Annotated in this window: 7 protein-coding genes; 3 read left to right on the forward strand and 4 right to left on the reverse strand. The window is 67.1% G+C overall.

Going from position 1 to position 20,831, the window contains the following annotated elements:
* Positions 1-28 precede the first annotated feature (28 nt).
* From FPB55_RS08470 to FPB55_RS08480, 3 genes are all read left to right on the forward strand, one after another.
* Complete coding sequence (locus tag FPB55_RS08470) at positions 29-2,524, forward strand: TonB-dependent receptor (RefSeq protein ID WP_047150165.1); 2,496 nt, start codon at positions 29-31, stop codon at positions 2,522-2,524.
* A gap of 190 nt (positions 2,525-2,714) precedes the next feature.
* The gene (locus FPB55_RS08475) at positions 2,715-14,531 is read left to right on the forward strand and encodes a non-ribosomal peptide synthetase (RefSeq protein ID WP_144187969.1); all 11,817 of its coding nucleotides are present in this window, start codon (positions 2,715-2,717) and stop codon (positions 14,529-14,531) included.
* A gap of 140 nt (positions 14,532-14,671) precedes the next feature.
* Positions 14,672-15,631, forward strand: coding sequence for an alpha/beta hydrolase (locus FPB55_RS08480; RefSeq protein ID WP_029886516.1), 960 nt, complete (start codon positions 14,672-14,674; stop codon positions 15,629-15,631).
* A gap of 47 nt (positions 15,632-15,678) precedes the next feature.
* Here FPB55_RS08480 and FPB55_RS08485 read toward each other — a convergent pair whose 3' ends face one another.
* From FPB55_RS08485 to FPB55_RS08500, 4 genes are read right to left on the reverse strand one after another with little or no spacing between them, the layout of a single operon-like run.
* A complete protein-coding gene (locus FPB55_RS08485) occupies positions 15,679-17,328 on the reverse strand; it encodes a cyclic peptide export ABC transporter (RefSeq protein ID WP_029886517.1) in 1,650 nt (549 codons plus the stop codon).
* Between the two features lie 59 nt (positions 17,329-17,387).
* Positions 17,388-18,497, reverse strand: a complete 1,110-nt coding sequence (locus FPB55_RS08490; RefSeq protein WP_047150163.1) for a pyridoxal phosphate-dependent aminotransferase — start codon at positions 18,495-18,497, stop codon at positions 17,388-17,390.
* A 16-nt stretch (positions 18,498-18,513) separates the two neighbouring features.
* Positions 18,514-19,392: a formylglycine-generating enzyme family protein gene (locus FPB55_RS08495; RefSeq protein WP_009684738.1), complete on the reverse strand. Its 879-nt coding sequence runs from the start codon at positions 19,390-19,392 to the stop codon at positions 18,514-18,516.
* Complete coding sequence (locus tag FPB55_RS08500) at positions 19,389-20,765, reverse strand: dipeptidase (RefSeq protein ID WP_175442614.1); 1,377 nt, start codon at positions 20,763-20,765, stop codon at positions 19,389-19,391. Before FPB55_RS08500 ends, FPB55_RS08495 begins: the two co-directional genes overlap by 4 nt.
* Positions 20,766-20,831 lie beyond the last annotated feature (66 nt).

The following is a 20,831-nucleotide window of genomic DNA, read 5'->3' on the forward strand; positions in this document are numbered from 1 at the left end:
AAAAAATCATCACAGCAAGGGGATTACAATGGGTTCCGTAGTACGGCAAGGGCGACGCAAGGCGTCTGCACTGCAAAAGAGCATGCTTTGCCTGTCGGTATCGGCGGTGCTGCTGGCCTTGGGGAACGCGGCCTACGCCAAAGAGGTGAAGGTCGATATTCCGAAACAGCCACTGGGCAGCGCCCTGCGCGCGTTCGGCGAGCAGACCGGCCTGCAGATCCTGTTCTCGCCCGAGATGATCGGCGATGCGCAATCGTCGCGCGTGTCTGGCAACATGGAATCGGAAACCGCCCTGCACATGCTGCTCGACGGCACCGGCTACAACTTCCAGATCGAGAACGGCGCGGTGATCCTGCTGCCGGCCACCAGCAGCACCAACGGCATCACCCTGCAGTCCACGGCCATCACCAGCCAGGGCATGGGCGAAATGACCGAGAACAGTGGCTCGTACACCACCGGTGCGGTAAGCGTCGGTTCCAAGACGCCGACCAGCCTGCGCGACACGCCACAGTCGGTGTCGGTGCTGTCCAGCCAGCTGATCGAAGACCGCAGTATCACCAGCCTGCAGGACGCGCTGAAAATGGCCCCGGGCGTCACGGTGCAGAAAACCACCAGCGACACCTACGAGTTCTACTCGCGCGGCTTTAACATCGACAGCATCCAGATCGACGGTGCCGCGCCCATGGCGTTGTCGTCGGTGGCCACCAGCTTCTATTCGCGCCGCCTGTACAACCTGGCTGAATTCGACCATGTCGAGGTGCTGCGCGGTTCGGGCGCACTGTTCGGCGGCGTCGGCGACCCGGGTGGCGTCATCAACCTGGTGCGCAAGCGCCCGCTGTCGGACTTCCAGCTCAAGCTCGAGGCCGCCGCCGGTTCGTGGGACAACTACCGCACCCAGGTCGACCTGACCGGCCCGCTGACCGACAGCGGCAACGTGCGTGGCCGGCTGGTCACGGCCTACAACGACCGCCAGTACTTCACCGACAAACTGGCCACGCAGAAGCCCACGGTCTACGGGGTGTTCGAGGTCGACCTCGGCCCGCAGACCATCTTCACCCTGGGCGGCATGTACGAAAGCACCCACTCCAACTCGTCGCTGGGCTTGCCGCGCTACACCACCGGTGCCGACATCGGCCTGGCGCGGCACACCAACCTGGGGCAGAACTGGTCCTACATGGACAATATCTCCCAGGAAATTTTCACCAAGATCGACCACTACTTCGACAACGACTGGAAGCTGAACGTCTCGTACACCAATACCCGTGACGCCGGCAAGGCGCTGGCGGCGGTGTCGGGCAACGCGGTCAACCCGGTGACCCTGGCGGGGCCAGTCTGGCGGGCCAGCTACAACGTTTATTCCACCAGCCAGGACCTGGTCGACAGCAACCTGTCCGGCAGCTTCGACGCCTTTGGCCGTGAGCACCAGTTCGTGCTGGGCGCCGACTACCAGCGCGTCACCAGCCGCTGGCAGGGCTCGGGGGTGTTTACCGGCACCGGCGTGCCGATCGACGTGTTCGACCCAGGCTACTGGAAGCCGACCACCACCTCGCTAGTGACCCCGCGCGACTACAGCCCCAACACCCAGGAGCAGTACGGCCTGTACGGGCGCCTGACCCTGCAGGTGAGCGACCCGCTCAAGGTCATCCTCGGTGGGCGCGCGGCCCGTTACCACTTCCAGCAGGTCTACACCAACGCAGGCGTGGTGCAGAGCGACATCGACATGCGCGAACCGACGCGCTTCGTGCCGTACTTCGGCGCCATCTATGACCTCGACGATCAATGGTCGCTGTACGGCAGCTACTCGAAGATCTACAAGCCGCAGCAGAGCTACCTGCGCGGGCCGTTGGGCAGCAACGATGTGCTCGAGCCGCTCGAGGGCAAGACCACCGAGCTGGGCATCAAGGGCGAGCTGTTCGACGGCCGCCTGAATACCAGCCTGGCGGTGTTCTACACCAAGCGCAAGAACGGCGCGGTGCAAGACACCAACTACCCGCAGGCGTCGGTGCTGTATGGCGGCAGCTGCTGCTACGTGAACCAGGGCGAGGTCGTCAGCAAGGGCATCGAGCTGGAAGCGACGGGCGAGATCCTCCCGGATTGGAACCTGATGGCCAGCTACGTGTACAACTACAACAAGAACGAAACCGACAGCACGGCCTTGAGCACCATCACGCCCAAGCATCAGTTCAAGGTGTGGACCACCTACCAGCTACCTGACGCGTTCAAGGACTGGACCGTCGGCGGTGGCGTCGATGTCCAGAGCGCCACTTACGTCAGCGGTACCACCGTGCGCGTGGACGGCAATGGCAATGTGGTCGAGTCGAACATTCCGTTCGATTACAAGCAAAGCGGCTACGCCGTCTGGAATGCCCTGGTGCGCTACCGCGTGGATGACCACTGGACGGTGTCGCTCAACGCCAACAACCTGTTCGACAAGACCTACTATCAGACGGTCTCCAGTGCGGCGAACGGCAACTTCTACGGCGACCCTCGCAACTACATGCTGACCCTGCGCGGCGAGTTCTAAGCCCGCCAGCACCTGCCGACAGGCACCTGAAACCGGCCGATCCCTGCCCAGGGACCGGCCGGTTTCGTTTCGCCGGGCAGGCCGCCAGGGCGCCCGCTGCGGGCCGCCCAGCCGTGTAAATTTCGCCGCAAGCCTTTCGTCAACTGAGGACGACGCACTTCCCGCACCCTTCGACACGAGGCCGACACTGATGTCTTCCACCCCCTTGACCGACGATGACCTGCTGGCGCTGTTGATGGCTGACGACAGCGACGATCCCGGCGTCATTTGCCCCATGGGGCGGCCATTCACGTGTCAGGCTTCGTTCGCCCAGCAGCGTCTGTGGGTGCTGCAGCAACTGGACCCGAGCAGTTCTGCCTACCACCTGGCGCGCGCGCTGCACCTTGTCGGCCCCTTGCAAGTGGCGGTGCTGGAGGCGGCGCTGCAGCAGGTGGTGGCACGCCACGAGATCCTGCGCACCGGCTTCGAAGCGGTCGATGGCCAGCCCATGCAAGTGGTGGACAACGCGACGCGCCCGCTGCTGCAGGTCGAACGCCTGGCCGCGGCGGACGGTGCCGAGCGCCGGCAGCTGCTGGCCGCGCGCCTGCAAGCGCTGACCCTGCAACCGTTCGACCTGGGGCAGGCGCCGCTGCTGCGTTGCGTGCTGTTCGAGCTTGGCCCGCAGGAGCATGTGCTGTTCCTGAACATGCACCACATCGTCTCCGACGCCTGGTCCAACCCGATCCTGCTGCGTGACCTGACCCTGGCCTACACCCAGGCCCTGCAAGGCGACACCACGCCCTTGCCGGCCTTGCCGGTGCAATATGCGGACTACGCCCACTGGCAACGCCACGTATACCCCGGCACAGTGGAATACGAGCGGGCCCAGGCCTACTGGAAAGACTACCTGGCAGGGGACATCGCCCCACTGAGCTTGCCGGTCGATCGCGCGCCCCATGCCGCGCAGTCTGGCATTGCGGCGCTGCACCGGGTAAGCGTGCCCGCGGCGCTGATGGCCCGCCTGCACACCCAGTGCGAGCGCCTCGGGCTGACGCCGTTCGCCTTCGTGCTGGGCGCCTGGCAGCTGCTGCTGGCGCGCTACAGTGGCCAGGCCGATTTCTGCGTCGGCGTGCCCAATGCTGCGCGCAACCGCGCACAGATCCAGGACCTGGTCGGTTACTTCGTCAACGCCCAGCTGTATCGCGTGCAGGTTGACGGCGCAACCACGGGGCAGGCGTTCCTGCAGGGTATCCGGCTTCATTCCCTGGCGTTGCTGGAGCACGCCGACTGGCCGATCGAGCTGCTTGAGCAGCAGGGGCAGGCTGGCGCCACGTTCGAGACCTTGTTCAACTGGCGGGTGGATGGCGACCGGCCGGCAGCGCTGCGCCTGGGGGAGGTGGCCGTCGATTTCCTCGCGACCGGCCCGCAGCAGGCCAAGTTCGCCCTGTCGCTGGATGTCGACTACGCCCCCGAGGCCATGAGCGCGGTGTTGGAGTACGACGCAGGTCAGTTCACCGGCGCAACCATCGAGCGCCTTGGGCGGCATTGGCTGCACCTGCTGGCAGGGCTGGCCGAGGCACCCGAGCGGCCCCTCGCGGAGCTCGCGCTGCTGGCGCCCGACGAGCAGCATCGGGTCATCGCCCAGTGGAACCCGGCGCTCACCGAATACCCGGCCGCGCCATGCCTGCATGTGGCCATCGAGGCGCAAGCGGCCAGGGTGCCGCAGGCTATCGCCGTGGTGGCGGGCGAGCAGCGGGTGACCTATGACGAGCTCAACCGACGGGCCAACCGCCTGGCGCACCTGCTGCGGGCAGCGGGTGTAGGGCCTGACGTGCGGGTGGGGGTCGCGTTGGAGCGGGGCGTGGACATGGTGGTCGGCCTGCTGGCGATCCTGAAGGCAGGTGGCGCCTACGTGCCAATGGACCCCGAGTACCCGGCCGAGCGGCTGGCCTACATGCTGGCCGACAGTGCCATCGCTTTGCTGGTGACCCACAGCCAGTCGCGTGGCCAGTTGCCCGAGGTCGAAGGCGTGAGCTGCATCGAGCTCGACCAGCCGGCGCTGCTGAACGATTACCCTGACAGCAACCCTGCCAATACCACCGACCCCGACAACCTGGCGTACGTCATCTACACCTCGGGCTCCACCGGCAAGCCCAAGGGCACCTTGCTGGCGCACCGCAACGTGGCCCGGCTGTTCCAGGCGACCCAGGCGGATTTCCGGTTTGACGAGCACGATGTGTGGAGCGTGTTCCACTCCTACGCCTTCGACTTCTCCGTGTGGGAGCTGTTCGGTGCCTTGCTGCATGGCGCCACCGCGGTGATCGTGGCGCGGGAGGTGGCGCGCTCGGCCGCGGACTTCCATGCCTTGCTGGTGCGCGAACGGGTGACCGTGCTCAACCAGACACCGTCGGCGTTCGGCCAGCTGATCCCGGTCGCCTGCGCGGCGGCCAATGCCGACCAGGCCCTGGCGCTGCGCTACGTGGTGTTCGGCGGCGAGGCCCTGGACGTCGCCAGCCTCAAGCCTTGGTTCGAGCGTTTTGGCGACCGCCAGCCACAATTGATCAACATGTATGGCATCACCGAGACCACGGTGCATGTCACCTATCGCCCGCTGAGCCGCGCCGACCTGGCGTTGCAAGGCGCAAGCCCGATCGGCACGGTCATCGAGGACCTCTCCTGGTACTTGCTGGACCGCGACTTCAACCTGGTCGCACCGGGGTGCCAGGGGGAACTGCATGTCGGCCGTGCCGGCCTGGCCCGTGGTTATCATGGGCGCCCGGGGCTGACGGCCGAGCGCTTCGTGCCCGACCCCTTCGATGACAGCCCCGCGGGTGGTGGGCGCCTGTACCGTACGGGCGATCTTGCCGGTTATCGCACCGATGGCATTATCGACTACCGGGGCCGCATCGATCACCAGGTGAAGATTCGCGGTTTTCGCATCGAGCTGGGCGAGATCGAAGCCCGGCTGCAAGATCATCACGCCATCGCCAAGGCGGTGGTGCTCGACCGGGACGGGCCGGGTGGCAAGCAACTGGTCGCCTACCTGCTGATCGGCGACCAGCACGCGGTCAGCGCTGCGCAACAGGACACCCTGCGCAGCCAGCTGCGCGACTACCTGCGCGGGCTGCTGCCGGAGCACATGGTGCCTGCGCACCTGATGTTCCTGCAGGCGCTGCCCCTGACCGTCAATGGCAAGCTGGACCGCAAGGCACTGCCCCAACCAGAGGCCAGCTTCGGGGCCGGCTACGTGGCGCCCGAGGGTGACCATGAGCAACAGATCGCCAGGCTCTGGGCTCAGGTGCTGAAGCTCGAGCGTGTGGGGCGACACGACAATTTCTTCGAGCTGGGTGGGCATTCGCTGCTGGCGACCCAGGTGATCTCGCGCCTGCGCCAGGCCCTGGGCCTCGACCTGCCGTTGCGCGCCTTGTTCGAGACGCCGGTGCTGGCCGATTTCGCGGCGCTGGCCGGGCAGGGCAGTGACGACGGTGCGCCGCCCATCGTAGCCGTGGACCGCAGCCAGCCGCTGAGCCTATCCTACGCCCAGCATCGCCAGTGGTTCCTGTGGCAACTGGACCCCGACAGCAGTGCCTACAACATCCCCGCGGCGCTGCGCCTGCGCGGGCAACTGAACGTCAGCGCCCTGGGCCGCAGTTTCGAGGCGCTGACGCTGCGTCACGAAACCTTGCGCACCACCTTCCGGGTCGAGGATGGCCAGGCGGTGCAGGTGATTCATCCGCACCAGGCGTTCTGCCTCCAGGCCGAGCCCGTCACCGCGCCTGCCGGCGATGCGCTGCAAGCCTGGCTCCAGGGCCTGATCGAAGCGGAAACACAGCGCCCCTTCGACCTGGCGCAAGGCCCGCTGCTGCGCGTGAAACTGCTGCGCCTGGCCGATGACGACCACGTGCTGGTCCTCACCCTGCACCACATCGTCACCGATGGCTGGTCGATGCCGATCCTGGTGGAAGAGCTCGAACAGCACTATGCCGGCCTGTGCAGCGGCCAGCCAGTGGCCTTGCCGGCGCTGGCGGTACAGTACGCCGACTACGCGGCCTGGCAGCGCCAGTGGATGCAGGCGGGTGAGCAGCAACGCCAGCTGGCCTACTGGCAGCAACAGCTGGGCGGCGACCAGCCGGTGCTGGAACTGCCCACCGACCGCCCGCGCCCGGCGGTGCAGAGCCTGGCCGGGGCCAACCACGACATCGTCCTCGACGACGGGCTGGCCGTGGCGCTCAAGCAATTGGCCAAGCAGCACAATGCAACCCTGTTCATGGTCCTGCTGGCCAGCTTCCAGGCGCTGCTGCACCGTTATACCGGGCAGCGCGACATTCGCGTCGGCGTGCCGATCGCCAACCGTAACCGGGCGCAGATCGAGCGGCTGATCGGCTTCTTCGTCAACACCCAGGTGCTGCGCGCGGATTGTGATCCGCAGCTGTCGTTCAAGGCGCTGCTGGGGCAGGTCAGGGATACCGCCCTGGCGGCGCAGGCCCATCAGGACCTGCCGTTCGAGCAACTGGTGGATGCCCTGCAGCCGGAACGCAGCCTCAGCCACAGCCCGTTGTTCCAAGTGATGCTCAACCACCAGACCCAGGTGCGTGGCGAGACCCGCGAACTGCCGGGCCTGAGCTTGCAGCGACTGTCCTGGGAGCGCCACAGCGCGCAGTTCGACCTGACCTTGAACACCTTCGAGCACGCCGATGGCCTGGGCGCTTCGCTGAGCTACGCCACTGCGCTGTTCGACCGGCAGACGGTGCAGGCCCTGGCCGACAACTGGCGGGTGCTGCTGCATGGCATCGTCGAGCAACCTGAAGCGCGCATCGCCGACTTGCCGCTGCTCGATGCCTACAGCCGCCAGCAGGTGATCCAGGCCTGGAACCCGGCACCGGTTCAGCACCCGGTCGAGCTGTGCGTGCACCAGGCCATCGAGGCCCAAGCTGCGCGTGCGCCGCAGGCCGTGGCCGTGACCTGCGAAGGTCGGCACCTGACCTACCGGCAACTTAACCAGCGCGCCAACCGCCTGGCGCGCCGGCTGCGCCACCTTGGCGTTGGCGCCGACGTGCGCGTGGGCCTGGCCATGGCCCGCAGCCTGGACATGGTGGTCGGGCTACTGGGGATCCTCAAGGCCGGGGGCGCCTATGTGCCGCTGGACCCGGAATACCCGCAGGACCGCCTGGCCTACATGATCGAGGACAGTGGCATCACCCTGTTGCTGACCCAGCCCGAATTGCTGGCGCAATTGCCCCTGGCCCCCGGTGTGCAGAGCCTGGTGCTGGAGCAGGACGAGCCGGCACCGGGCGATGACCAGCCTGACCTTGGCAACCAGACCTCGCCGCAGAACCTGGCGTATGTGATCTATACCTCGGGCTCCACTGGCAGGCCCAAGGGTACGCTACTGCCGCATGCCAACGTGATGCGCCTGTTCCAGGCCACCCAGGACTGGTTCGGCTTCACTGCCGAGGACGTCTGGAGCGTCTTCCACTCCTACGCCTTCGACTTCTCCGTGTGGGAAGTGTTTGGCGCGCTGCTGCATGGCGCCCGGGCGGTCATCGTCCCGCGCGACGTGGCCCGCTCGCCGGAAGACTTCCACGCCCTGCTGGTGCGCGAACAGGTCACCGTGCTCAACCAGACGCCCTCGGCGTTCAAGGAGCTGGTGGCCATCGCCTGCCAGCCGAACCAGGACCCGGCGGCCCTGGCCTTGCGCTACGTGGTGTTCGGCGGCGAGGCGCTGAACGTCGCCAGCCTCAGGCCCTGGTTCGAGCGTTTTGGCGACCAGCGCCCGCAGTTGGTCAACATGTACGGCATCACCGAGACCACGGTGCACGTCAGCTACCGCCCGCTGTGCCTGGCCGATGTGCACCGCGAAGGGCTCAGCCCCATCGGCGAGGTCATCCCCGACCTGTCCTGGTACCTGCTGGACGCCAACCTGGAGCTGGCTGTGGCCGGCAGCCAGGGCGAGCTGCACATTGGGCAGGCAGGGCTCGCGCGTGGCTACCACCAGCGCCCGGCGCTGACGGCCGAACGCTTCATCCCCGACCCGTTCGACACCAGCCCCCAGGGCGGTGGCCGGCTGTACCGCACCGGCGACCTGGCACGCTACCGGGCCGAGGGCAGCATCGACTACGTGGGCCGTATCGACCACCAAGTGAAGATCCGCGGTTTCCGCATCGAGCTGGGTGAAATCGAAGCACGCCTGCAGGCTCACCCTCGGGTCGCGGAGGCGGTGGTGCTGGACGTCGACGGCGCTGCCGGCAAGCAGCTGGTGGCCTACCTGATCGCCGATCAGGCGCAGGCGCTGGACCTGGCTGCGCAGCATGCCTTGCGCGGCGAATTGCGTGACTATCTGCTGGCGAGCCTGCCGGACCACATGGTCCCGGCGCACCAGGTGTTCCTGGCCGCCTGGCCACTCACCGCCAACGGCAAGCTCGACCGCAAGGCACTGCCGGCACCCGATGCCAACCAGGTGCGGCAAACCTTCGTCGCCCCTGAAACGCCCCTGCAACAGCAGATCGCGGCGATCTGGGCCGATGTGCTGAAACTGGACCAGGTCGGCCTGGCAGACAACTTCTTCGAACTGGGCGGCGACTCGATCATCTCGATCCAGGTGGTCAGCCGGGCGCGTCAGGCCGGTATCCGCATCACCCCCAAGCAGTTGTTCCAGCACCAGACCGTGCAGGGGCTGGCCGCCGTGGCCACCCAGGGCGCAGCGGGCGACGTGCAGATCGACCAGGGCCCGGTCACCGGCCAGGCCGTGCTGCTGCCGATTCACCACTACTTCTTCGATGAGCCGATTCCCGCGCGGCATCACTGGAACCAGGCGTTGCTGTTGCGCCCGGTCGAGGCGCTGGACGGGCAATTGCTGGAACAGGCGCTGCTGGCCCTGATCGCCCACCACGATGCCCTGCGCCTGAGCTTCGCCCAGGCCGATGACGGCCGTTGGGCGGGCCGGTATCGGGAGGTTGCGCAGCAGCCTTCGTGCTTCTGGCACGAGGCCGTGGCCGATGTTCCGGCCCTGGAGGCCGTGTGCGAGCGCGCCCAGCGCAGCCTTGACCTGGCCCAGGGGCCGTTGCTGCGCGCAGTATTCGCCACCTTGCCCGACGGCGACCAACGGCTGTTGCTGGCGATTCACCACTTGGCGGTGGACGGGGTGTCCTGGCGCATCCTCCTGGAAGACCTGCAGAACGCCTATGGCCAATTGCGCGCAGGGCAGCCAGTCAGCCTGCCGGCCAAGACCAGCTCCACCCGTGCCTGGGCCGAAAGCCTGCGCGGTTACGCCCAGGGCAGCGGCCGCGAGCAGTTGCCGTACTGGCAGGCCCTGTTGACCGATGTGCAGGCCGACCTGCCGTGCGACAACCCGTCAGGCTCGCTGCAAGGGGTACACCAGGCAGTTGCCCATACCCGCCTGGGCGCCGAAGACACCCGTGCCCTGTTGCAACACGCGCCGGCGGCCTATCGCACCCAGGTCAACGACCTGCTGCTGACCGCCCTGGCCCGGGTGATAGCACGCTGGACCGAGCAGGAGCACGTGCTGGTGCAGTTGGAGGGGCATGGCCGCGAAGACCTGTTCGACAATGTCGACCTGACCCGTACCGTGGGTTGGTTCACCAGCCTGTTCCCGGTCAAGCTCAGCCCGGCGCCGTCGCTGGCGCAGTCGCTCAAGCGCATCAAGGAACAGCTGCGGGCAATCCCCGACAAGGGGGTCGGCTTTGGTGCGTTGCGCTACCTGGCCGATCAGCCGGCCCGTGAGGCGCTGGCCGCCTTGCCGGTGCCGCGCATCACGTTCAACTACCTGGGGCAGTTCGACGGCAGCTTCGCCGAAGCCTCCGGCGCCGGGCTGCTGACGCCGGCGGTGGAAAGCAGCGGTGCCAGCCTGAGCGAAGCAGCCCCGCTGGGTAACTGGCTGTCGATCAATGGCCGGGTCTACGGTGGCGAGCTGAGCTTGGGCTGGAGCTTCAGCCGCGAGATGTTCAAGCCGGCGTCGGTGCAGCGCCTGGCGGATGAATACGCCGCCGAGCTCAAGGCCCTGATCGCCCATTGCGTCAGCGGCGAGGCGGCGGGTATCACGCCATCGGACGTGCCGCTGTCGGGCCTCGACCAGGCGCAACTGGACAACCTGCCGGTCCCGGCCGCGCACATCGAGGACATCTACCCGCTGTCGCCCATGCAGCAAGGCATGCTGTTCCACGCCAGCGAAGACGACCAGGCGGACCTGTACATCAACCAGACCAGCGTGCCTGTCACCGGGCTTGAGGCCGAGCGCTTCGTCGCCGCCTGGCAACAGGTGGTCGCCCATCACCCGATACTGCGCACCAGCTTCCACCAAGGCGCGTCGCTGGCGGAGCCGGTGCAACTGGTGCAGCGCCAGGCGCAGCTGGACATCCGCCTGCTGGACTGGTCGACCAGGGCGGTGAGCGAGGATGACCTGGCGCAGCAGGTGCTGGAGGATCGGCGTCGCGGCTTCGACCTGGCCCAGGCGCCGCTGATGCGCCTGACCTTGATCCGCCTGGCGGATCGCCACCACCTGATCTGGACCAGCCACCACCTGCTGATGGACGGTTGGAGCGCCTCGCGGCTGATCGCCGACGTGCTGGCCAGTTACGCCGGCCACGCCCCCGAGCCCCAGGCCTGCCGCTACCGCGACTATATCGACTGGTTGCAGCGCCAGGACTTGCAGGCCGCCCAGCGCTTCTGGGAGGAAAAACTGGACGGCGAGGGTGCCGCGACCTTGCTCGCCAGCGTTCTGCCACAGCCAGAAACGCCGCTGCCCGGGCATGCCGCGCTGTACCTGAAGTGGGACCAGGCACGCACCCAGGGCCTGCAAGACTTCGCCCAACGCCAGCGGGTCACCCCCAACACCCTGATCCAGGCTGTGTGGCTTTTGCTGTTGCAGCGCTACACCGGGCAGGCGCGGGTGTGCTTCGGTGCAACCGTTGCAGGCCGGCCCGCCGACGTGGCCGGTGCCGACAAGCTGCTGGGCCTGTTCATCAACACCATCCCGGTCATCCAGCGCCCGCTCGCCACCCAGCCGGTGGCGCAGTGGTTGCAGGCGCTGCAGACCTACAACCTGGAGGCCCGTGACTTCGAGCACACCTCGCTGGCCGATATCCAGCGCTGGAGCGGCCGCAGCGGCCTGCCGCTGTTCGACAGCATCGTGGTGTTCGAGAACTACCCGATCGACGACCGCCTGCAGCAAGGCGTGGGTGGCCCCCTGAGCTTCGGCGAGGTGCAGTCGCGGGATGTGACCAACTACGCCATGGACCTGGCGGTGAACCTGGGCAACACTTTGAGCATCGAGTTCCTCTACCTGCGCAGCCGCTTCAGCGAGCCGGTGGTGGCGAACATCGTCGCCTCCTTCGAAACCCTGCTTGACGCCATCCTGGCCAACCCCGAGGCCTGCCTGGGCAACCTGCCCATGTGCGCCGCGGCAACGCCAGACGTTGCGCCCGCGACGCCGCAGCGCACGTCGGTCGCCGAGCTGATCGCGGCCCAGGCCCAGCGCCGGGGCGATGCCATCGCTGTGGTGTGTGGCGGGCAGCAGCTGAGCTTCGATGCCCTGGAGCGCCGTGCCAACCAGCTGGCGCAGGTGCTGGTGGCCCGGGGCATCGGGCCTGAGAGCCGGGTGGGCGTGGCCCTGGAACGGTCGGTGCAGAGCATCGTGGCGTTCTATGCCGTGCTCAAGGCCGGTGCGGCCTACGTGCCGCTGGACATCGACTACCCCCGCGAGCGCCTGGAATGGATCATTCAGGATTCGGGCATGGCCCTGCTCCTGAGCCACTCTGCGCTGTTGCCAAGCCTGCCGGTGACGCCCGGCTCCGAGTGCCTGGCGCTGGACGAACTGGACCTGGCGGCGCAGCCTGCCCGCGCGCTGCAAGTACCGGTGCAGGCGCACAACCTGGCCTACATGATCTACACCTCGGGCTCCACCGGCCAGCCCAAGGGCGTGGCGGTGAGCCATGGCCCGTTGAGCATGCACTGCCAGGCGATCATCGCCCGTTACGGCATGGACCGCGACACCCGCGAGCTGCTGTTCATGTCGTTCGCCTTCGACGGTGCCCAGGAGCGTTGGCTGTCGACGCTGCTGGCCGGTGGGCGGCTGGTGATGCGTGACAACCAGCTGTGGACCGCCGAGCAGACCCTGCGCACCCTGCGCGAGCAGGCGATCAGCATTGCCTGCTTCCCGCCGGCCTACCTGCAGCAACTGGCCGAGCAGGCCGCCCTGGAAACGGTGGCGCCACCTGCGGTACACACCTACTGCTTCGGCGGCGACGCGGTGGCCCAGGCCACCTTCGAGCAAGTCAAGGCCAGCTTGCAGCCGCGTTACCTGACCAACGGCTATGGCCCAACCGAAACCGTGGTAACGCCGCTGCTGTGGAAGGTCGCTGGCGATCAGCCTTGCGGCGGCCCTATCGCGCCGATCGGCGAAGCCGTGGGCGCCCGTGAGCTGTATGTGCTGGACGATCAGCTGAACCTGCTGCCAGATGGCGTGGCCGGTGAGCTGTACATCGGTGGCGAGGGCCTGGCCCGCGGTTATCACCAACGCCCCGGGCTTACCGCCGAGCGCTTCGTGGCCAGCCCGTTCCAGGCCGGCGGGCGACTGTACCGCAGTGGTGACTTGGTGCGCCGACGCGCCGATGGGATATACGATTACCTGGGCCGCCTGGACCAACAGGTGAAGATCCGCGGTTTCCGTATCGAGCTTGGCGAAATCGAGGCGCGCCTGCGCGATTGCGAAAGCGTGCGCGATGCGGTGGTGAGCGTGCAAGGGGAGGGTTCCGACAAGCGCCTGGTCGGCTACGTGACCAGCACCGCCGCCAGCCCGGACATCGGCGAGGCGCTGCGCGAGCAGCTGCGTGCGGTACTGCCCGACTACATGGTGCCCGCCCGCATCCTGCTGCTGGATGCCCTGCCGCTCAACCCGAACGGCAAGGTCGACCGCAAGGCGCTGCCTGATCCGGGCTGCAGTGAACCTGAAGCGCTATATGTGGCACCGCGCAACCTGTTCGAGGAGCAGCTGGCGCAGATCTGGGCCGATGTGCTGGGCGTCGAACGGGTGGGGGTGACGGACAACTTCTTCGAACGCGGCGGCGACTCGCTGCGCAGCCTCAAGGTGATCTCGCGGGTGCGCAGCCTGCAGCGCGAAGGGTTCGAGCTCAAGCTGCGCGACCTGATGAGCCGGCCGACGATTGCCGAGCTGTCCGGTTACAGCGAGCCGGCGGCGGGTGAACTCGACCCGCTGCTGTTGCTCAACGACCCGGTGAGCGACGTGCCACCGCTGTTCTGCCTGCATGCAGGCTACGGCACGGTGTTCGACTACGAACCCCTGGCCCGCCACCTGAAGGGCGAGTGCAGTGTCTACGGCGTGCAGTGCCGCATGCTGCTGGACCCGGACTGGCAGGACGAATCTTTGGCGAGCATGGCCATCGACTATGCCCAGTACATTCGTCAGAAGCAGCCCGACGGCCCGTACCGTTTGCTCGGTTGGTCGCTGGGTGGGGTACTGGCGGTGCTGGTGGCGGCCGAGCTGCGCCAGCAAGGGCAGGTTGTCGAGCACGTCTCGCTGGTGGACAGCTTCATCCCGCTGGAACCTGCACAGCAGGCGTCAGCCGAGGCCTTCGACTGGCGCGAGGAACTGGCCGGCTTCTGCCAGGTGATGAACGTCGCCCAGCCAGCGGGTTCGCTGCCCTCGAACTTCGAGGCGACAGCCTTGCCTTCGTTGCCACAGCTCACCGCCTACTTCGCCAGCGGCATTGCCGGCGGCACCGGCTTCGATGCCGAGGACCTGGCCCAGGGGTTCATTGTCGGGTTGCGCCTGCGCGACTTGTCATTGCAGGCCCTGGCCTTGCCGAAACTGGCTGGCCCGGTGAGTTTCTGGTGGGCGCACGCCGTGCCTGGCGCGGCGCAGGCCGGCTTCGAACGGCACGTGGCGGTCCAGGTGGCCCGGTTTGCTCTGGACAGTGACCATTACGGCATCCTCAGGCACCCGAGCTTGCTGGCGGGGCTGGGCGGCGCACTGGCGCGCAAGGTGTCCGCCTGACCGAGGCGCGCACAGGGCAGCTGCCCCCGGGCGCTGCCCTGGCTGCGCGGGCCCATTGATCCGACTGTGCCCCCACCCGGCGTCGCTGCGTGGGGGTTTTGTTTTTCACCGCTATGAAGTTCTTTTCAAGGAGAACCAAGATGTCGCTGCATCCCGATCTGGAAGCGTTTCTGGAACTGGTGGAGTTCGGCAGGGCTACCGGTAAAAGCCTGCCCATGCATGAGCAGAGCGTCGAACAGGCGCGCGCGGAATTCGAGCTGAGCGCCCTGTTGCTGGACCCGGCCCCGCCGCAGGATATCGCGGTCACCGCGCTGCACATTCCCGCGCGCGACGGCGCGCGGCTGTCAGCCCGGCTCTACCGCGCACCGGCCTGCAAGGCCCAGGGCCCGGTGATGCTGTACTTCCATGGTGGCGGTTACGTGGTCGGCAGCCTCGACTCCCACGACGTGGTCTGCCGTCGCCTGGCGCAAGCTACGGGGCATGCCGTGCTGGCCCCGGCCTACCGCCTGGCCCCTGAGCATCGCTTTCCGGTGGCGCTGGACGATGCCCTCGACAGCGCCTGCTGGCTGGCGGCCAATGCAGCGTCGCTGGGCCTGGACGCGTCGCGCCTGGTGGTGGCGGGGGACAGCGCCGGCGCCACCCTGGCTACCTTGCTGGCACACACCGCGGCCACGCAAGGCCCTGACGCCGGTTTCGCCCTGGCGGCGCAGATGCTGTTCTACCCGGTCTGCGATGCCTCGGTGACCTATGAATCAAGCCGTGCCTACGCCGAGGGGTACCTGCTGGAGCACCAGACGATGGGCTGGTTCTACCAGCACTACCTGGGCGAAGCGGGCAGGCGTGACGACTGGCGGGTGTCGCCGTTGCTGGCCGACCATGGGCGGCCATTGGCCCCCGCTTACGTCAGCGTGGCGCAGTACGACCCGTTGCGCGATGAAGGGCTGGCCTATGCCGAGTTTCTAAAGCGTGGCGGCACGCCGGTGACGTTGCGGCTGGAGGAAGGGTTGACCCACGACTTCCTGCGGATGTCCGGGGTCCTCAATGGCGGGGTGGAGGGGCTGTACCAGGCTGCCGCCGACTGGTTGCGGCAGCAGGCCTGAAGCGTGACCGCCGGCAGCGCAGGGCTGCCGGCGGTGCGTTGGTTCACTCAGGCAACGTTCAGCTCGCAGAGCACCTGGCCGGCTTGCATGCGCACCAGCTGGTCGGCGACATCGAAGTATCGGTCGTCGTGGCTGATGACGATGATGGTCTTGCCCAGCTTCTTGAGCTCCGGCAGCAGCTCGGTGTAGAACACCCGGCGGAACGTCGGGTCCTGGTCTGCGGCCCATTCATCGAACACCAGCACCGGGCGCTCCTCCAGCCAGGCATTGATCAGCGCCAGGCGCTTGCGTTGCCCGGTGGACAGGTCGGTGGTGCTGAACACGCCGTCGCGCACGCTCACCTTGTGCGCGATCTCCAGGCGCTTGAGGTAGGTCTGGGCGCTGTCGGGGACCTGCTGTGGGCCCATGGCCGGGTCTTCGAACAGGTAGTAGTCGGCGAAGATGGTGGTGAACAGCTGACGATAGTCGTCGCGGTGCTGCGCGTCGATGGCCTGGCCGTCGACGCGGATCTCCCCTTGCTGCGGCGCATACAGCCCCAGCAGCAGCTTGATCAGGGTGGTCTTGCCGCAGCCGTTCTCACCGACGATAAAGACGATGTCGCCCTGTTTGATTTCCAGGTTCACCGGGCCCAGGGCGAACGGTGCGCTGCCTTCAACCGGTGGGAATGCGTAGCGCACGTCGCGCAGTTCCAGGGTGGCGAGGCCGGTCATCTGGCTCTTGCGGTCCTGCAGCAGCAGGTGCGGCTCGGGCGAGGAAAACTGCTCGGACAGCTCGGCGATGCGGCGGAAGGCGATCTGTGCCCGGCTGACGATCGGCAGGGTGCCGACCAGGTGCTCCAGCGGGCCCTTCATGTACAACAGCACCAGCACGAAGCCACTCATCACCGAGGCGTCCGCGGCCGGCCACAGCGACTGCAGCACCAGCGCCACGCCGATCACCGCGAAGAACAGCATGGAGCCGAAGCTCTTGGCCACGACGAAGGTGTTGATCGAGCGGATCTGGGTGTCGCGGATGCGGTCGGCGGTGCCCTGGATGTGGCTGCTGAACATGCGCTGGCGGCGTGGCCGGTGGATGCGCAGCTCCTTGGCGCCGGCGGCGATGGCGTGGTAGTGCTTCTGCAGCTCGTCCTCGGCATCGCGCGCGGCCAGGAAGCCTTTCATGCCTTTGGCCCGGGCCAGATACTGGGCGCCTGTGCCCAGGGCGATGGCCACCAGCATCAGCAGGAACATCGGCCATGACAGCAAGGCGAGGTAGCCCAGGCAGCCCAGGGTAACGGTCATGGATATGGCCAGGGGGGCGAAGGCGAAGGCGAAGTCGCTGATGGTGTCCACGTCATGGGTCAGTACCGGTATCAGGCGGTGACTGCGGTAACGCTCGATCTGCTCGATGGGCGCAGACAGCACCTTCTCGCCCAGTTCCTTGCGCAGCGAGGCGATGATCGACTGGCCGACGCGGTTGGTGCCAAGGTCGGAGAAGATCGAGCTGGCCAGCGCTACCAGGCACAGCCCGGCAAATAGCCACACCACCCCCTGGCCCAGGCCGCCCTGGGCATGCAGCGCGCGGTTGATGGTCGCCAGCAGGACGGTGATGCTCAAGCCACCGACCACGCCCAGCAGCACGGAACCCAGTACGGTGTATTTGAACGGGCGCAGCAGGGTGAACAACTCCCGTAGCGCGCTTTTAGGTTGCGGTGACATGGTGTACTCCTTGTGACGCATCAAACGCTGGTTAGCGTGCATAAGTGTCGGATCAGGCGTCAGGCCGCGGTCATGACCTGCTCGAAGGCCGCCAGAAACGCCTGCATCTGCTGCGGTGTACCCACGGTCACGCGCATCCAGTCGGGCCATGCCTGGAACACTCGCCCGACCCGGACCTTGCGCCGGGCCAGGGCTTCGATGACCGGTTGCGCAGGGCGCCCGAGCTGCACCATGAAGCAGTTCGCCTGGGCGTCCGTGCAGCGGTAGCCGGCGGCGCGCAGGTGCTCGGTGGTGCTGTGCAGGATCTGCTGGTTGGTGCGTTTGCGTTCGCTGACCAGGTCGGCCTGCTCCAGGCTGGCGATGCCGCCCAGGGAGGCTGCCAGGGAAATGAAATTGCGCCCGTTGAAGCGCTGCAGCGCGGTCAGCACGGCAGGCCTGGCGATGGCCAGGCCCAGGCGTGCGCCGGCCATGCCATACAGCTTTGAGAAGGTGCGCAGGACCATCACGTCGTCGTGCTGCACGGCCAGGTCCAGGCAGGGCGGGGCATCGCTGAAGTGGATATAGGCCTCGTCGATGATTGCCAGGCAGCCGGCGGGCTTGTGCGTGACCACCTGCTCGATGTCGGCGCGTGGGGTCAGGGTGCCCGTGGGGTTGTTGGGGTTGCACAGGTAGATCACCCCGGCATTGCGGTCGGCGGCCAGCATGGCGCGTGCATCGTGGGCGTGGCGGGCATCGAGGGGCACCTCGTGCACGGCGGCGCCGACGCTGCTGGCGCCGGCCGCCACCGAGTCGTAGGTCGGCGCGGCGGTGACCACGCTGCGCGGGCCTGCGTATTGGGCCAGCGCGTATTGCAGGGGGGGGCGCGAGCCGCAGAACACCGCCACGTGATCCTCGGGGATGCCGTTCTGCCGGGCGAACAGTTCGATCAGGCGGACCTGTTGTTCGTAATAGTAACGCCCGCTCTGGCGGCCGCCCTGTTCCAGGGCCTTGACCGCCAAAGGGCTCGGGCCGTACGGGCTTTCGTTGTAGTCCAGGCGCACGATGTCGTCGCCAAAGACCGGGTCCGGCACGGGGCCGGCAGGCAGTTGCGCGGCCCAGGCAGGCAAGGCGGGGGCGGCACTGGCCAGCGCAGCGGTGGTGACGAAGCGTCGTCGGCTCAAAGCACTCATGGGGTTGCTCCTCGGGTCAGTCCTGGTGGTCAACGTCCAGGTCGCGGGCTACGCGAAAGCCCAGCCAGTCACCGCGCACCTGAGGTTCGCGTTCGTTGCGGTTGCCGGAGCGCGAGAAAATCGCCGGCTCGCTATAGTCGTTGCCGCGGATCTGCCGATGCCCGCAGTTGCCGCCGGTGGTCCAGGCGCTGCCATCGGTGGGTGCGCCGACATAGTCGGTGTGCCAGCAGTCTTCCAGCCATTCGTAGACGTTGCCGTGCATGTCGTACATGCCGAAGGCGTTGGGCGGGAAGCTGCCGACCGGCGAGGTGAACGAGAAGCCGTCGGCCGGGCCGTAGACGTTGGCGTGCTTGCTGATGGTGTACTCGCCTTCCTTGTCGAACGGGAAAGGGAACGAGCCCGTGGAGCCGGCACGGGCGGCGTATTCGCGTTCCGCTTCGCTGAGCATGCGGTAGGGCTTGCCGGTGGTCTTGGCCAGCCAGGCGATGTAGTCGCGGGCCTCGAACCAGGTCATGCACACGGCCGGTTGGCGCGGGCCCTGGGCATAGCGGGGCTTGCCGTTCTGGCACAGGCGGCCGGGGCGCAGGTCACCATCGGGCAGCACGGTCTTGGTGGCCTTGGCATAGGCTTGCCACTGCGCGGCGGTGATGGTGAAGCGGCTGACCGCGAAGGGGCGGGCGAAGGTCACCGTGTGCAGGGGATTTTCGTCGTCCTGCTTGCCGACTTCGTCATCGGGGGTACCCATGACGAAGCTGCCGGCGGGCAGCACGACCATTTCCGGGCAGTTCTTTTTGCAGTCGGTGAAGACTTTGCCGGGTTCGGTCGGGTCGGCGGCCAGCGCATGCGCCGACAGCGAAAGGCATCCTAGGGCGAGCAGCAGGTCAAGGCGTTTCATGGGTGTCCTTGTAGTTGAGTGACAGGCGTGTTGGCCGGCTTGGCGGCCCTCTGGACGGTGTCCCACACACGCAGGAAGTTGCCGCCCCAGAGCTTGGCGATGTCTTCGTCGGAATAGCCGCGCTGGATCAGCTCGGCGGTGACGTTGCGGCTTTCGCCGACGTTCTGGTAACCGATCACGCCGCCGCCGTCGTTGAAGTCCGAGCTGATGCCGACGTGGTCGATGCCGATCTTCTTCACCGCGTAGTCGATGGAATCGACGTACTCGGCCAGGGTGGCCTCGGGTTCCTGGCCGAGGATGTCGTAGAAGGGGGTGAGGAATTCGCCGAACTTCTTCTCTGGCCAGATCGAGAACACCGGGTCCGTGGTGGTGCCCATCTGCGTCTGGTTCTGCACGTCGGGCAGACCGTAGCGTTCGCGCAGGGCGTTCATCCGGGCGATGGTTTCGCGCGAGAACGGCTTGAGGTACTTGGAGTAGGCGACGATGTTGACCAGGCCGCCGGTGGCCTTGATGTGGGCCAGGTCGGCGTCGCTGAGGTTGCGGCGGATGTCCATCATGCCCTGCACACCCGTGTGCGAGGCGATCACCGGGGCGTGGCTGAGCTGGGTGACCTGGGTCAGGGCCTGGCTGGACATCTGCGATACGTCGATCACCACGCCCAGGTCGTTGAGCTTGGCCACGGCGCGGCGGCCCAACGGTGACAGGCCGCCCAGCGGGTCGGTCGAATCGCCCAGGAAGGGCAGCGGGCGTGCCGAGTCCACCCAGCTGTTGTTGCCCACGTAGCCGGGGCCGAACACCCGCACGCCGCGCGCGGCCCACAGGTCGAGCTTGTCGACGTCGTCGCCCAGCGGGGCGGCGTTGAGCATGCTGATGACGATGGCGAACTTGCCCTCGTCGGCCAGGCGGCGGAAGTCTGCCGGGGTGTAGGCGATGCCGGCCTGGTTGGGGAAGTCGCGGGCGATGCCGGTGATGATCTTGTAGCGCACCTCCAGCTCGTTGGCCATGGCGGCCTGGAAGCCGGCAGTGGGGCGGTGCGGCCAGTTCGGCCCGCTCCAGAACTCGGGCCAGGACCAGATGGCGATCGAGGCGCCGCGCAGGCGTGCCTTGCCGGCCTTGACCAGGTCGAACTGGGTTGGGCCGTCGCGGTTGGCCTCACGGCCATCGGTGCCATAGTTCAGGGGAACGTCCAGGTGCCCGTCCAGCGCCAGGATGCGTTCCTGCAGGGCGTTGGCGCGCTGCACGATGGCGCGGCTATAGGGGTGTGCCGGCAGGTACACCCAGTACCACCAGGCGCCGCTGCCCGCAGCGGCCAGCAGCAGGACCAGGGCCAGCAGCCACGGCCACTTGCGCGAGAAAAGGAGGTGTTTCGTCATTGCCATTTCGACCCGCCTGGACGACGGCCCCATGCCGTTCGAACTTGTTGGGTGATACGAGTCGAT

Origin of the sequence: Pseudomonas sp. BJP69 (assembly GCF_007633355.1) — a bacterium.
GTDB lineage: Bacteria > Pseudomonadota > Gammaproteobacteria > Pseudomonadales > Pseudomonadaceae > Aquipseudomonas > Aquipseudomonas juntendi.

What these genes read in the sequence shown, in the direction of transcription:
- FPB55_RS08490 (WP_047150163.1), bottom strand. Translation starts at nt 18,497, where the DNA reads ATGAGTGCTTTGAGCCGACGACGCTTCGTCACCACCGCTGCGCTGGCC.
- FPB55_RS08485 (WP_029886517.1), bottom strand. Translation starts at nt 17,328, where the DNA reads ATGTCACCGCAACCTAAAAGCGCGCTACGGGAGTTGTTCACCCTGCTG.
- FPB55_RS08495 (WP_009684738.1), bottom strand. Translation starts at nt 19,392, where the DNA reads ATGAAACGCCTTGACCTGCTGCTCGCCCTAGGATGCCTTTCGCTGTCG.
- FPB55_RS08475 (WP_144187969.1), top strand. Translation starts at nt 2,715, where the DNA reads ATGTCTTCCACCCCCTTGACCGACGATGACCTGCTGGCGCTGTTGATG.
- FPB55_RS08470 (WP_047150165.1), top strand. Translation starts at nt 29, where the DNA reads ATGGGTTCCGTAGTACGGCAAGGGCGACGCAAGGCGTCTGCACTGCAA.
- FPB55_RS08500 (WP_175442614.1), bottom strand. Translation starts at nt 20,765, where the DNA reads ATGACGAAACACCTCCTTTTCTCGCGCAAGTGGCCGTGGCTGCTGGCC.
- FPB55_RS08480 (WP_029886516.1), top strand. Translation starts at nt 14,672, where the DNA reads ATGTCGCTGCATCCCGATCTGGAAGCGTTTCTGGAACTGGTGGAGTTC.